We start from the raw sequence: 13,472 nt of genomic DNA, 5'->3' as shown, positions 1-13,472 counted from the left end.
CCGTGTGCACGTCGTGTCGCGGGGTTGGCCGCTGTTCTTACTGCCGGGTGGCCGTCCTGGTCCGGGGCAGGAGGATTTCGGTGCTCTGGCAGGACAGGCGGCCTTCGATGGTGTCCCGCCGAGTGGTGTAGCAGCGATCTCCGCATAGCCCCTGGTCATGAGGCGGCCATCGCGCAACTCTCCGAGTAGAGAAGCTCGTTGAGAGAGGTGACACGATGGCCTTGTCCCAGCATGACTTACTCCGGCTGATGGAGTCACTGCGTACGGCGGACGGAATCGAGTTGATCAGGGTCCTGGCCCGGCGGATCCTGCAGGAACTTATCGAGGCTGAGGCCACGGCCCGCATCGGGGCCGAGCCCTGTGAGCACACCGAGACCCGCACGACTTGGCGCAACGGTCACCGCGACAAGGTGCTGACCACGCAGGCCGGAGACCTGGACCTGGCGATCCCCAAGGTCCGCACCGGCAGCTTCTTCCCCAGCCTGCTGGAACGCCGACGCCGCATCGACCGGGCCCCCTACGCCGTCATCGTCGAGGCATACGTCCACCCAGTGTCCACCCGCAGCGTCGACGACCTGGTCAGGGCCCTGGGCGCGGACACCGGCATCTCCAAGAGCGAGGTCTCCCGGCACTGCGCCGGACTGGACGCCGAACTCACCGCCTTCCGCACCCGGCCGCTGGACCACACCCGCTTCCCCTACATCTACCTGGACGCGACGTACTGCAAAGCCCGCGTGAACCACCAGATCGTCTCGCAGGCCGTGGTCATCGCCACCGGCATCACCGAGGACGGCGGACGCGAAGTGCTGGGCCTGATGGTCGGGGACATCGAGACCGAGGCGTTCTGGAGCGAGTTCCTGCGTTCCCTGCGCGAACGCGGCCTGAACGGGGTCCGCCTGGTCATCGCCGACCACCACAGCGGCCTGGTCAAGGCCGTGCGCAAGGTCATGCTCGGCGCCGGCTACCAAAGATGCCGCGTCCACTGAAGCCGTCAAGAATCAACCTGTTGCTTCGCGGGCAGCGGCTCGTTGGCCTGGTATGGCGATCACGGAGGAGATGCTGTCCCAACTCGACCGCCGCTTCGCGGTGTTGCTGCCCATCTGAATGAGCGGCAGCGGCGTCTGGCGGTAGCGGCCGAGGCGCGGCTGCTTGGCCACGGCGGGGGGATCACGGAGCTGGAAGCCGGCACCGGGCCGCTGCCCGGCGGACGCATCCGCACCGAAGGTGGAGGCCGTAAACCGGCCGAGGAAATCGACCCGGGCCTGGTGAACGCGCTGATGGCCCTGGTCGAGCCCGACGAGCGCGGCGATCCGGAATCCCCGCTGCGCTGAACGACGAAGTCACTGCGTCACCTGGCCGAGGAGCTGACCCGGCAGGGGCATCCGGTTTCCGCGCCGACGGTGGGCCGGCTGTCGGCGTACACGTGAACGTGGCCCTGGCAAGATTTTCGTGAAGCGGGGCTGTGCCACCGTGCGCCGGTGACGCTCCGTCACGGGTAGCGGCGTCGGAGGTGGGCCATGAGGATGACGCGCTGGCGGAGGAGCGGAACCCCGGCGCGACCGGCCGTGATCCTTTTCTGGAGCTTCAGGTCCGTGATCCGCCCTTCGTTGACACCGGAGTTGAACGCCGTGGTGATGCCCTGCACGACGGCGTGCTGGTCCTCGCGGATGGCTTTGGCAAGGCTGGCCATTGCCGGCAGGCGGGAGGCCGTGAGTTGGTCGAGCCAGTCCGGCAGCGGGGTGGCGTCGCGGGCGTCGAGCATGGCAGCGAACTGCCGTACCAGGTCGTGGGCTTGGTCCAGCTCCGGGCAGTGCGAGAGGAGTCGCCGGAGCGCCTCGGTAACGTGCAGGCCGCGCCGGGATGGTGTGGTGGTGATCCACCGGGCGACCTGGCGGGGCGAGGGGGGCCGCTCGCGCGGTGTGTCGATCGGCAGACCGCGACGCAGCGGCGCGATGGACAATTTGACCCGCTGATAGCGGCCCAGGTAGCCCTTGGCGACGATCTCTTGGTGCAGCACTGTCGCGGTGTGCTCACCTTCCTCCCACCGCTGCCGCAGATACTCCAGATATGGATCGAGGCTCGTGGATCGGCGGGGCGGAGTGCGCCGTACGCACTCCTGCCAGGAGGCAGCGCGTGCGTACTTGGCCACCGTGCGGCGGTTCAGGCCCAGCTCCCGGGCTATGGCGCTGAGCGAGCGGCCGGTACCGGAAACCGCGTGCACCGCCTCGAACAGCTGCTTGGCGTGGCGGCGAGCAGGAGTGTCGGCCGCCGCGGACGGTTCCGGCTTCGGTGGTGGTGCGGCCGGTTCGGGCTCGGGCACTGCGGCGGGCAGGCAACCGCGGTGGGCGGCGGCGATGTCCGAGACTCGCTTCGACAGCCCCTGCCAGAGGTGGAAACGGTCGCTGACCTGCACCGCGTCCGGTGCCCCGTCGGTAATGCCCTGCCGGTAGACCAGCGAGCCGTCCCTGCACACCACGTTGACGCCGGGGTGCGTGCGCAGCCAGGCGGCCAGCTGTTCGGCGTCGCGCCCGGCCCACAACGTGATCGGCAGCCGGGTGTCGGCGTCCACCAGCAGAGTGCCGTAGACGTCCGCGTACAGCGCAAAGTCGTCCACGCCCAGCACCCTCGGTGTCGTGACCGGCGGCAGGCGCATGCGCATGAGGTGCAACAGCACGCTCGTCCGTGACAGCGGCGCCTTCAAGATGTGCAGGAGCCGAGCGCCGCCGCGGCCGGCAAGCAACACCCCGGCCATCTCTACCAGATGCTGCAGTACCGGGCGGCGGCGCTGGTAGCGCACCGTCAGCCCCTCCACCTGCTCGGCAAACGTCCGCCGGCCGCAGCTCGGACTGTCGCAGAACAACCGCCGCACCGTCAGCCCGATCAGCACCGGGCGACCACCGACAGCAACATCGGACAGCGTGCGGACATACCGGCTGTGCACCCGCGACGACGCGTGACCGCAGTCCGGACACACCACCATCAACTCGCGGGTACGGGCAGTGATACGCACCACGCCGTCCACCGACCACACCCGCTCCACCCGCACCACATCGAGATGCGGAGCCACAGTTCGTACGAGGTCGTCACACTTATCGACACTGCCGCTACCCGTGACGGAGCGTCACCGGCGCACGGTGACACAGCCCCGCTTCACGAAAATCTTGCCAGAGCCGTGAACGTGCATAGCCGCGTACGGATGAACGTGCAGAGTTCTTAAGGTGTTGAGGGCTGCTGTTCGGCACTCTGCTGACCTGTTATTCGAGGTCGCAGGGAGAGGTGGCCCGTGGTCCTGGATTCGCAACGCTGGCTGGGACTGCGGCGCTTCCGCGGCCTTGTCGAGTCCGGTGCCATGAGCCTGCCGGAGGTCGCCAAGGAGACCGGACTGAACTGGCGAACGGTAGCAAGTACCTGTCCGCCGACGGACCCGTGTCACCGCCCCGCCGGTCACCGAACGGCCGGTCCCGAGTGAGGGTGATCGATGAGTTCGCGCCTCTGATCGACTCGATGCTGCGGGCCGAGATCCTGATGAGGGCCGCCGTGATCCACGAACGGCTGGTCGTCGAGTACGGGTTCACCGGCAACTACCAGCGGACCAAGCTCTACGTTCAGGAAGCCCGCCCCAGGATCGCCGAGGAACTCGGCATCACGCCGAAGGAACTGGCGGGGATGCATCGCCGCTTCGAGGTCATCCCGGGCGCTCAGGCCCAGGTGGACTGGGGCGATGAGGGCAAGATCCTCGCCCACATGGACATCCCGAAGGTCTACTCCTTCCACATGGTCCTGTCGTACTCGCGCGATCCGTTCTGCTGCTTCACCACCAGCCAGGACCTGCAGACCTTCTTCGACTGCCACCGCCGGGCCTTCGCCCACTTCGGCGGTTATGTGGGTGACAACTCTTCCGCGATCTCGTGCTTCCGGCCAGGATGGTCGCTCCCGTCGAAGAGCTCGAATGGCCTGGCAGCCGCAGTTGGTACGACGCGTCGATGCCGCGGGCAATGCTGCGGCATCGCTGGGGCACGTCCTGGTCGACGACTACCTGGAGTTCGTGGCGGCGCGCTGCCGACCGAACACCCTGCTGGCCACCGCCTATGACCTGAAGGTCTTCTTCTCCGTGGTGTCCAAGGAGCCGACCGACGTGGTCACCGCGGACATCTTCGCCTTCATCACTGCGCAGAAGAAGCCGCGGCGAGGACCGAGGGTCGTCCGGCTCGAAGACGGTGAAGCAGGACTCTCGGCTCGGACCATCAAGCGCCGCCTCGCCAGCATCTCCGGGCTGTTCGGCTACCTCATGACCCGCGACGACCTGGCCATTGATCGCAACCCGGTGCCGACGGGGCTGGCCAACCGCCGCCGCAGCGGCAACCGCGGGGCACCGCCTCGTCCACCCGTCGACCAAGATCGAGTGTTCGTGGTGCTGCGCGGGCCCACACGCGGCCGACCGTTCTCCGCCGATGGTCTGGACGAGATCCTTGACGGTGTCCGGAAGCGAACCGGCCTACCGAGGCTGACCTGTCATCAGCTACGCCATACCTGCCTAACCCGGCTGCGGGAGGCGGGCATGGCGCTGGAGGCGGTACAGGCCCAGGCTGGACACCGCTCCATCGAATCGACCCGGATCTACATCCACCTGGCGAACAGCTGGCTCGTCGAGCAGTACCTGCAGGCGAGTGCCGCCATCGACGCCGATCGGACGGAGTCCTGATGCGCCGGGCCCGAGCCGCCGCCCTGCCGATCGTGCACCCGGACCTGGTCGAGTTCTACCTCGCCCACCGGGCGGCGCAGGGCATGAACACCGATCACAAGGTTCGCTGGGGAGCCCGCGCTCTGCTCGCCGCGGTGCCCGACCTCAGCGACTTCTGCCGCCTGCCGCTGGAACGCCAGCTCGCCTTCAACCACGAGACCCACCGATTCATCAGCTGGCTCTCGGTCATCGGACGTCTGCAACCCGGGGCGGACTACCTGGTCGCCCGACGCCCACGACTGGGCATCGTACTCGCTCGCACGGAACCGGAACTGCACCTGAGGTTCATGGAGACGGCCCGGTCCCTCGGTTTTCGCGACGCGCTGGCCATGACCCAGTTCAACCTGCTGGGCCACTTCGTGGCCTGGCCCTGTTCGGCAAGCAACCGCACGAGCTGTAGCAAAGCGACTGGGACGAGGGACGCCGCCTGCTGCTGGAGGCCGCCCGCCGCATCATCCCCAACCGCGGGGTCAAGGCCCTGTCGACCGCCCTGTTCAACCTGGAAGCGACGTTCTTCCACTGCGAGTTGACCGACCAGCTCCCGCGTTGTCGCTCGCCGGACCGGGCCGACATGCCGGCCCGGGAGTGGGCGCCCGTGTCCCGGCCGGGCTGGCGGACACGATGCAGCGCTACCTGCAGCAGATCGCCGGAACAATGCGGCCGGGCACCGTGAAGAACGCCGAGCTGACGCTGCGGGAGTTCGCCCTCCTGGTCGCCGCCGAAGACACGGACGTCACCTGCGTCGCCGCACTCAAGCGGCGGCACGTCGAACGCTACCGGCAGTGGCTGCTGGAGCGGCCGGCCGCCCGCGGAGGACCGCTGCATCGGCACACCGTCCGCGACCGCCTCAGCAAACTCCGCGGCTTCCTCCGCCGCCTGGATGAGTGGGACGCCGCCGACTGGCCGACCCGCCAGCTGATCTTCGACAGCGACTTCCCGATCGTGGACGAACCACTGCCCCGTTTCCTGGACGACGCCGCGGCCGCCAAACTGCTGGCAGCCGCCCGCCAGGACCCCGATCCGTTCGCCCGGCTCCCCCTGCATCCGCAGCTCAAGACGCTGCTGGACGACTGGCTGCTGCACCGGCCCGAGGGCCTGCGCTCGAACCTGCTGTTCACCGACCACGGCCGCCCCGTCAACGCCTCCCGCATCGAGGCCGCGGTCCGCAAGGCCGCCCAGCAGGCCGGACTCGGCCGGGTCACTCCGCACCAGCTCAGACATACTCTGGCCACCCAGGCGATCAACCGGGGCATGTCCCTGGAAGCCATCGCCGCACTTCTTGGACACCGGTCGCTGTCCATGACACGTGTTTACGCGCGGATCGCCGACCGCACCGTCGCCGACGAGTACTTCGCCGTCTCGGAGAAGGTCGAGGCACTCTACGACGCCCCGCGCCAGCTACCGGCCGACGCCGAGGGCACGGAGATGGCCAAGCTCCGCCGGGAGATGCACCGCCGGATGCTCGGCAACGGCTACTGCGCTCGCCCCGTCGAGATGGACTGCCACTTCGAGTCGATCTGCGAGTCCTGCACATTCTTCGTCACCACGATCGAGTTCCGGCCCACCCTCGAACGCCAGCGAGACGACGCGACAGCGAAGGGACAAGTCGCACGCGAGCGGATCTTCGACGGACTCCTCAGCAGACTCGACGGAGAAGCCTTCTGACGAACATCATTAGCCTCGCCGTTTCGGTTGGGGTGCGGCTAAGGGTGGGTAGAAACGCAAAAGTGCCTTCCTGAGCTGGGACGATGAACCTTGTCTAGGGGTTCGATCCTCGCCAGAGGAAGACACTTTCTACGTGAAGGATATCGGTTCGCGGCCCCGGCTTGTGGTGTCCACCGACGGGTCGGGGGTGGTCGGGTCGCGGCGGAACGCGTTTGCTGGCGGACCTCGCCGAAGCGACCGGGCTGACAGCGGCGTATCTTTGAGCCGATCATCGAGCGAGACCTCCGTAAGAGTCCCGCGCAACCGACCGACTACCGCAGCTGACAAGACAGCAGGACACCTGTGAGCTCCACCTTGATTCGCTTGATCGAGCCCTCCGACGGCCCCGCACTCGCCGCCCTGCTCTCCCGGGACAAGCAGGCGTATGCGCGCTGGCTGCCCGAGAGGCCCGCAGAGTTCTATACGCCCGACGGGCAAGCCTCGGTCATCGAATCCCTTCTGGACTCCTATGGCAAGGGGCTCGCGTGGCCCGGCGTCGTGGTCTCCGACGAGACCGTCATCGGGCAAGTCAACATCAGCTCGATCCTGCGCGGCCCGTTCCAGAAGGGATTCCTCGGCTACTGGGTCTCTTCTCTCTACCAGGGACTCGGGCACACGAGCCGTGCCGTCGGCCTCGCGCTGCGGATCGCCGAAAACGAGCTGAACCTGCATCGACTGGAGGCGCACACCCAGTTGGAGAACCTCGCGTCTCAGGCGGTCCTCCGCAAGCACGGATTCAGTCCCTGGGGCATCGCCCATGACCACTTCTACGCCGACGGCGCATGGCACGATGAAGTGTTCTGGGAAAAGAAACTGACCGGCAGGCTCGCCTCCTAGGTCTCGCCGTTTCGGTTGGGGTGCGGCTGAGGGTTGGGTAGAGACGTAAAAGTGCCTTCCTGAGCTGGGACGATGAACCTTGTCTAGGGGTTTGATCGTCGCCGGGGGAAGGCGTTTTCTGCGTGAAGGGTATCGGTTCTCGTCCCAGGCTCGTGGTGTCCGCTGACGGGGCGGGGGTGATTGGACATGCTGGATCGCGGTTGCTGGCTGATCTCGCCGATGCAACCGGGCTGACCGGTGCGTACTCCGTCGCGTTGCACCCGTTGAGGCCGCGTGGGACCGGCCACGACCCGGGCCGGATCATGACGGACCTCGCGGTGATGCTTGCCGACGGCGGCGAGGCCATTACGGATCTGGCCGTGCTACGGGACCAGGGCGAGGTGTTCGGCCCGGTCGCCTCCACACCCACTGCCTGGCGGTTGCTCGCCGACACCGACGCCGCCGCACTCACTTCACTGCGAGCAGCCCGCGCCTCAGCCCGGGAAGTCGCCTGGATGCAGGCCGCCGAGACCGGCGAGGGCATACCCGCTGTCCGGGCCGGCGGACGCGAACTTTCCGGCCTGGTCCTGGACCTCGACGCCACGCTGATCACCTGCCACTCGGAAAAGGAACAAGCCGCACCTACCTACAAGGGCGGCTTCGGCTTCCACCCGCTGCTGTGTTTCCTCGCGAACACCGGCGAGGCCCTGTCCGGCCGGCTGCGGCCCGGCAACTCCGGAGCCAACACCGCCGCCGATCACATCGCGGTGCTGGACAACGCCCTCGCGCAGATCCCCGACGCTCACCGGCACGGCACCGCGATCCTGGTCCGCACCGACAGCGCCGGATCCGCGAAAGCGTTCCTCGCCCACATCCGGGCCCTGCGCGAGCACGGCCTCAACCTGCGGTTCTCGGTCGGCTACGCGGTCACCGAGCCGGTGCGCCGCGCGATCCGCTCGCTGCCCGAGCATCTCTGGCATCCCGCCCTGGACCAGGACGGGACACTACGCGACGGCGCCGAGACCGCAGAGCTCACCGGCATGGTCGACCTTGCAAGCTACCCGGCCGGCACCCGCATCATCGTGCGCCGGGAGCGTCCGCACCCCGGCGCCCAACTATCCCTCTTCGACCAGGACGAGGGCCTGCGACACCAGGTGTTCCTCACCGACACCCCGTACTCCGGCGGTGGTTCCGCACAGTTCCTGGAGGTACGCCATCGCGGACACGCCACCGTTGAAGACCACATCCGCTGCGGGAAGAGCACCGGCTTTGGCCGCTTCCCCTCCCGCCACTTCACCATCAACGCCGCCTGGCTCGAACTCAGCCTCGCAGCCATCGACCTTCTCGCCTGGACCCGTGTCCTGCTGCTGGACGGCGACCTGGCCGTTGCCGAACCCAAGAAGCTCCGCTACCGACTCCTGCACGCAGCCGCACGCCTCACCCGCGGCGGCCGACGCCTCCACCTGCGAATATCAGCGACCTGGCCCTGGAGACACGAACTGGCCACGGCCTTCCACCGCCTCGCCGCACTACCCCGCCCCGCCAGCTGACCGGCAAACCCCTGCCCGCCACGACCCGAAGGACCCCGGAGAACCCGACCACCGCGCCGGGCCATCGCGATGCCCACCCCTCGCACAGCACGCGACGATCAACGCCCGCGACATCAACCCAGCTCAGCCGCCCTCAACTGAAACGCGGAGGTTAACTGAGGAGAGCCGTGCTGCGGAGCCTGTCGAGGATGTGCGACCACGCAGCCTCCCCCAGGAGCGCGTCAGCTCCGGGCGTGCCTCCGTACAGGAAGTGCGGGGAGGCTGGCGCCGGGCTCTCGCCGGGAAAGCGTGGTCGGTGGCCGGCATCATGGCGGGCGATCAGATGCGCGGTGGTCCCGGCTGAGCGTCGGCGTTCTGCCAGTTGTTCGGCGAAGCGGAGAAAGGGCCACATCGCGTCGTCGCCGCCGGCGACGAGCACCAGATCGGCCCGGGCTCTGTCGACGGGGATCTCTGCCCGAGGGAGCAGGTCAGCGAAGCTCTGCTCGCTGAGTTCGTACCACCCGCGGATGGCGACCGGACCGCTGCCCGGGTTGACGGGGGTCCAGGAATCATCCATCGGAACAAAAGGCAGTGGCTGCCCCTGCCAAGTCCACGAAGAGCGATACGGGCGCTGTTCCCCATCGAGGCCCGGGCCCACATTGCACCAGACTCGCGAGGTGGGTGACACCGCAATGACAACGTCCACGCGCGGGTCGTGCACGGACGTGAGGAGAGCTGCTTCAGCTCCCTTGGAGACGCCGAGGATGCCGATGCGCCGGGCCCCGCTCGTGGTGAGGAGGTCGACTGCGGCGGTGAAGGTCTCCAAGGGGATCTCACAAATTCCCGGGGACTGTCCTGGTCCGCCGAATCAACGGATGGACAGAGCAATGATGCCCTGCTGGGCGAGGATGCGTGCTCTCTCGTGTTCGATGCGTCCGCTGGAACCGGCCAGGACCAGAACGCCGACGTCACTGCCGTGGGCGGGCGTGACAGGGACGCCTTCCCAGGGATGGTTCAGCTCGTGCTTAGCAACATCCACGTGTTCCCCCAGCTCGACGCGTCGCGGTCAAAGAACGTCTTGGCAGCTTCTCACCTTGACTCTGTCGGGGATCTTGGAGCGGTCGACGTCAACTGCCCATCGTTCGCCAGGACTTCGACCGGGGGAGGGAGTGTCATGAATCAGGTGTGAGCCTCCCCGAAGGAGTCACCTGATGAGTACGACGATGGATCACCGGATCGAGACCTGCGGCAGCGTGTCGCTTGCCGTGGCCGGCGGCAGTGTTCAGGGTGCCGACGTGAAGTCGATGCCGGTGTCGCCGAATGGTCTGTCCAGCGAGTTGCTGGAGGAACTGGCCGCGCTCGCGGCCGAGAAGGTCCGCGGGGAAGGGCTGCGGCTGATGGGCGAGGGCGGGCTGCTGCCCGAGCTGGCCCAGCACTTGATGCAGGCCGCCCTGGAAGCGGAGATGGACGAGCATCTGGCCGCCGAGGCCGGCCGGAGCGGCGGGCGCGGGTCCCGCTCGGGCGGCAACATGCGCAACGGCTACCGGACCAAGAAGGTCATGACGGAGGTCGGCGCCGTGACGGTGCAGGTTCCCCGGGACCGGCTGGGCACCTTCCGGCCCAGGATGCTGCCCGCGTATGCCCGCCGCACGGGTGCGCTGGACGATCTGGTGATCTCACTGACCGCGAAGGGCCTGACCTCCGGTGAGATCGTCTCGCACCTCGCCCAGACCTACGGGATGACGACCACGAAGGAGACCATCTCCACGATCACCGACAAAGCCCTGGAGTCGATGGCGGAATGGCGCACCCGCCCGCTCGATCCGGTCTACCCTGTCGTCTTCATCGACGCCGTCCACGTCAAGATCAGAGATGGTCACGTCGCCAACCGGCCGATCTACGTGGCCGTCGCGGTCACTGCCGACGGCTACCGCGAGATCCTCGGCCTGTGGGCCGGAAATGGGGGCGAGGGCGCCAAGTACTGGCAGACCGTCCTGACAGAGATCAAGAACCGAGGCGTCCGCGATGTGCTCATGCTGGTCTGCGACGGACTGTCGGCGTTGCCCGACGCGGTCAGCACCGTCTGGCCTCAGACCGTCGTGCAGACCTGCGTGGTCCACCTCATCCGCGCCAGCCTGCGCTACGCATCGCGCCGCGACTGGGCCGAGGTCGCCCGCGACCTCAAGCCCGTCTACACCGCCGTCAACGAGGACGAGGCCCGGCAACGACTCGCTGACTTCGACGCCACCTGGGGCAAACGCTACCCCTCGATCGCGGGAACCTGGCAACGGGCCTGGAGTGAGTTCGTGCCCTTCCTCGGCCTGCCCGACGCCGTCCGCCAAGTCGTCTACACCACCAACGCGATCGAGTCTCTCAACGCCCGCTACCGGCGCGCTGCCCAGGCCTGCGGACATTTCCCCAACGAGCAGGCCGCGCTCAAACGCCTCTACCTGGCCACCCTCGCCCTCGACCCCACCGGACGCGGCCGCCAGCGCTGGAACAACCGCTGGAAGTCCGCCCTCAACGAGTTCGACGTCCTCTTCGACGGCCGACTTACCGCCGGACGGGTATAGGCCGAACAGCCCACCGAACAACTCGTAGGCCAAACAGACGAATCACACCTAATTCCTGATAGACCCCCGGGGGATGCCGTGTTGGTCCAGGAAGGTCTGGAAGGCGGTCGGTGGCCGTGGTGAGGGGGTTTCCTCAGTCGGTGGCAGGCTGCTGAGGCGTTCGATGTTCACGGCGATGGCCGTGAGTACGTGTTGCAGATGGGTTTTCGGCTGCCCTCGGTAGCGGCAGTGGCGCATGCCGTGTCCGTGGGCGAACTCGTTGATGGTGCCCTCGACTCCGGAGCGGACCGCGTAGCGGGTCTTCCAGTCGGGTGTCTGCTGCTCGGCGCGGACGCGGAGTTGCAGGTCGCGGAGTTCTCGTGGGGGAAAGCCCACGGTCCGGGCGCTGTCGGCGGTGGTGGTGCACCGGGTGCGGACCGGGCAGGGGCGGCACTGGCTCTTGGTGAACCGTGCCACGATCAACGGGGCGGCGGTGGGCGAGGACGTCGGGTAGGGGCCGTGCCAGCCCTGGCTGACCTGGCCCTGGGGGCAGGTGACCTGCCGGCGGTCGAAGTCGATGTGGAAGTCGTCCCGGTCGAAGCCCTCGTTCTTGCGGTGCTGGTGGGTGGGGTTGCCCGGCAGGGGGCCGCTGACGGTGATCTGGTGTTCGCGCTGGGCTCGTTCCAGGTGGACGAGGGAGGTGTAGCCGCCGTCAACGAGGTGCTCGGCTGGCAGCAGTCTGCGACGCGCCAGTCGGGTATGGATGCCGGGCAGGGCCTGGCCGTCGTTCGTGGCGGCCGAGGTGGTGGCCACGTCCGTGATCACGTTGACGCTGTCGGAGGCACACGTCTCGGTGACATGCGCAGCGAACCCCTTCCATCGGATGATGTGCCCATGGCGGACCTAGCGCGCCGTGGTGTCGTAAGGGGAGACGACCGCCGAGGAGGAGGGCGGTAGCCCACCGTCGTCGGCGGTGCGCCAGCGCAGCCGGCCTGTTGCGTCGCGGTAGTAGTTCTGCACGACGATCTGCCGCAGGGCCTCGGCCTGCGGGCCGGGCCGGTAGCCCGGTTCGCGCCGGTGGAGGCGTTCCAGTAGCCGACAGGCGTCGTCGCCGGCGGCGAGGGCCCTGGTCTTGGGCCGGGTGGGGTTCTTGCCCAGGCGGACCGGACGGCCGTATCGGCGCCCCCAGTCCTCGTCGACCAGACCGACCAGCATGTGTGCGGCTGTGCGGGCGACTTCTTCCAGCGCGGCGCGGACCGCCTCGGTGACCAGTTCCAGCCGGGTCAGGTCGCGCACCGCGGCCAGAACGTGGGTGGAGTCGGTGCGCTGCGCGGTCCGATCGCGTACGAGTCCGGCCTCCTTCAGGCGGGCGAGCGCCAGATCGAGAAGACGGTCGGCACGGTCGTCCTGGGCGAGTCGCTCGCGGAAGTCGGCCAACACACTGTGGTGGAAGCCGGGATCGTCCAGCTCCATGGCCAGCGCGTATTTGAAGTCGATGCGGCAGCGCACCGCCTCGGCGGCCTGCCGGTCGGACAGTCCGAGCAGGAACTGCAGAACCGAGATGGTGGCCAGTTGGGCGGGTGAGAGGCCGGGGCGCCCGTCACGCGGGTACCAGCCGGCGAAGTCCTCGTCGCACCACAGCCCGTCCAGCCGGTCTCTCACCCACATCGCCGCCGTACCGTCCGGGTTACTCGCCCGCGCGATCTGCGCAGTCAGAGAAGGGACTTGCTCACCGGAACGCGGGCGGAGCGACAACGGACACCTCGACAACTGCATCGGCCTTCGAAACAGCCCCGAGCATGCCCGCTGATCATGCTGCCGCACCGGGAAACACCAAGATCCCCGACAGAGTCAAGCTCATACCCCGCCAGCACTTCGGCCCGTGGGAACAGATGGGTCAGACCCCAGCTCGGCCTCTCCAGCCGGTCCCCGTACGCCGCGACCAGCATGGCCCCCAGCCGCCGGCCGGAGGCCAGCGACACCTGCTTGCCCACGGACATCAACTCACGAACCGCCCTCCGTAATCTCCTTCGGCCTGGGCATCGGTCGTAGAGCTGGCCTACGCGTCTTCTGCGCGGCCCCCAGCTGTTCAGAAAGACTCATGACCGACGGCGCTTCGAACAGTGCGCG

The 13,472-nt window shown here is 67.9% G+C and carries 12 protein-coding genes and 2 pseudogenes; 9 read left to right on the top strand and 5 right to left on the bottom strand.

The features are described 5' to 3' along the window. Positions 1-215 precede the first annotated feature (215 nt). Together BIV24_RS24835 and BIV24_RS32425 are read left to right on the top strand one after the other, a co-directional pair. Positions 216-983, top strand: a pseudogene (locus BIV24_RS24835) (IS256 family transposase); the annotation flags it as partial. 55 nt (positions 984-1,038) lie between these two features. Next, positions 1,039-1,412: pseudogene (locus BIV24_RS32425) on the top strand (ISAzo13-like element transposase-related protein); the annotation flags it as partial. A gap of 77 nt (positions 1,413-1,489) precedes the next feature. Here the strand turns inward: BIV24_RS32425 and BIV24_RS32420 are convergent. Beyond that, on the bottom strand, positions 1,490-3,067 hold the full coding sequence (locus BIV24_RS32420) for an ISL3 family transposase (protein ID WP_107459692.1): 1,578 nt from the start codon (positions 3,065-3,067) through the stop codon (positions 1,490-1,492). Between the two features lie 404 nt (positions 3,068-3,471). On the opposite strand from BIV24_RS32420, the gene BIV24_RS24825 reads away from it, so the two are divergent. The 6 genes from BIV24_RS24825 to BIV24_RS24805 all read left to right on the top strand — a co-directional run bounded on the left by BIV24_RS24825 (position 3,472) and on the right by BIV24_RS24805 (position 8,811). Continuing rightward, on the top strand, positions 3,472-4,092 hold the full coding sequence (locus tag BIV24_RS24825) for a DDE-type integrase/transposase/recombinase (protein WP_425442590.1): 621 nt from the start codon (positions 3,472-3,474) through the stop codon (positions 4,090-4,092). Beyond that, positions 4,046-4,702, top strand: a complete 657-nt coding sequence (locus BIV24_RS24820; protein ID WP_245766932.1) for a tyrosine-type recombinase/integrase — start codon at positions 4,046-4,048, stop codon at positions 4,700-4,702. Before BIV24_RS24825 ends, BIV24_RS24820 begins: the two co-directional genes overlap by 47 nt. Then, positions 4,702-5,271 carry a hypothetical protein gene (locus tag BIV24_RS34860; protein ID WP_218149333.1) on the top strand — a complete coding sequence of 190 codons (570 nt, stop codon included), beginning with the start codon at positions 4,702-4,704 and terminating at the stop codon, positions 5,269-5,271. The genes BIV24_RS24820 and BIV24_RS34860 overlap by 1 nt, the downstream gene beginning before the upstream one ends. A 55-nt stretch (positions 5,272-5,326) precedes the next feature. Beyond that, on the top strand, positions 5,327-6,406 hold the full coding sequence (locus BIV24_RS34855; RefSeq protein WP_218149332.1) for a tyrosine-type recombinase/integrase: 1,080 nt from the start codon (positions 5,327-5,329) through the stop codon (positions 6,404-6,406). Between the two features lie 363 nt (positions 6,407-6,769). Beyond that, a complete protein-coding gene (locus tag BIV24_RS24810; protein WP_245766931.1) occupies positions 6,770-7,282 on the top strand; it encodes a GNAT family N-acetyltransferase in 513 nt (170 codons plus the stop codon). Between the two features lie 122 nt (positions 7,283-7,404). Continuing rightward, entirely contained in the window at positions 7,405-8,811 is a 1,407-nt protein-coding gene (locus BIV24_RS24805; RefSeq protein WP_071368655.1) for an IS1380 family transposase, read from the top strand. A gap of 151 nt (positions 8,812-8,962) precedes the next feature. Here the strand turns inward: BIV24_RS24805 and BIV24_RS24800 are convergent, their stop codons facing one another. After that, the gene (locus BIV24_RS24800) at positions 8,963-9,616 is read right to left on the bottom strand and encodes an acyl-CoA thioester hydrolase/BAAT C-terminal domain-containing protein (protein ID WP_245766930.1); all 654 of its coding nucleotides are present in this window, start codon (positions 9,614-9,616) and stop codon (positions 8,963-8,965) included. A gap of 42 nt (positions 9,617-9,658) precedes the next feature. Further along, positions 9,659-9,829: a hypothetical protein gene (locus tag BIV24_RS35665; RefSeq protein ID WP_245766929.1), complete on the bottom strand. Its 171-nt coding sequence runs from the start codon at positions 9,827-9,829 to the stop codon at positions 9,659-9,661. Positions 9,830-10,094: 265 nt separating this feature from the next. Here BIV24_RS35665 and BIV24_RS24795 point away from each other — a divergent pair, with 265 nt between their 5' ends. Next, positions 10,095-11,363, top strand: a complete 1,269-nt coding sequence (locus BIV24_RS24795) for an IS256 family transposase (protein WP_071368663.1) — start codon at positions 10,095-10,097, stop codon at positions 11,361-11,363. A gap of 48 nt (positions 11,364-11,411) precedes the next feature. Here the strand turns inward: BIV24_RS24795 and BIV24_RS35660 are convergent, their stop codons facing one another. Together BIV24_RS35660 and BIV24_RS35655 are read right to left on the bottom strand one after the other, a co-directional pair. Further along, positions 11,412-12,167: a transposase gene (locus tag BIV24_RS35660; RefSeq protein WP_245766928.1), complete on the bottom strand. Its 756-nt coding sequence runs from the start codon at positions 12,165-12,167 to the stop codon at positions 11,412-11,414. Between the two features lie 78 nt (positions 12,168-12,245). Beyond that, on the bottom strand, positions 12,246-13,010 hold the full coding sequence (locus tag BIV24_RS35655) for a transposase (protein ID WP_245766927.1): 765 nt from the start codon (positions 13,008-13,010) through the stop codon (positions 12,246-12,248). Between the last annotated feature and the right edge of the window lie 462 nt (positions 13,011-13,472).

Origin of the sequence: Streptomyces colonosanans (assembly GCF_001866645.1) — a bacterium.
Classification (GTDB): domain Bacteria; phylum Actinomycetota; class Actinomycetes; order Streptomycetales; family Streptomycetaceae; genus Streptomyces; species Streptomyces colonosanans.
This window is presented reverse-complemented; position numbering and strand designations above follow the sequence as displayed.

Excerpts from the sequence above, each read along its gene's own strand:
- BIV24_RS34860 (WP_218149333.1), top strand. The coding sequence starts at position 4,702 with ATGCGCCGGGCCCGAGCCGCCGCCCTGCCGATCGTGCACCCGGACCTG.
- BIV24_RS24795 (WP_071368663.1), top strand. The coding sequence starts at position 10,095 with ATGCCGGTGTCGCCGAATGGTCTGTCCAGCGAGTTGCTGGAGGAACTG.
- BIV24_RS35655 (WP_245766927.1), bottom strand. The coding sequence starts at position 13,010 with ATGTGGGTGAGAGACCGGCTGGACGGGCTGTGGTGCGACGAGGACTTC.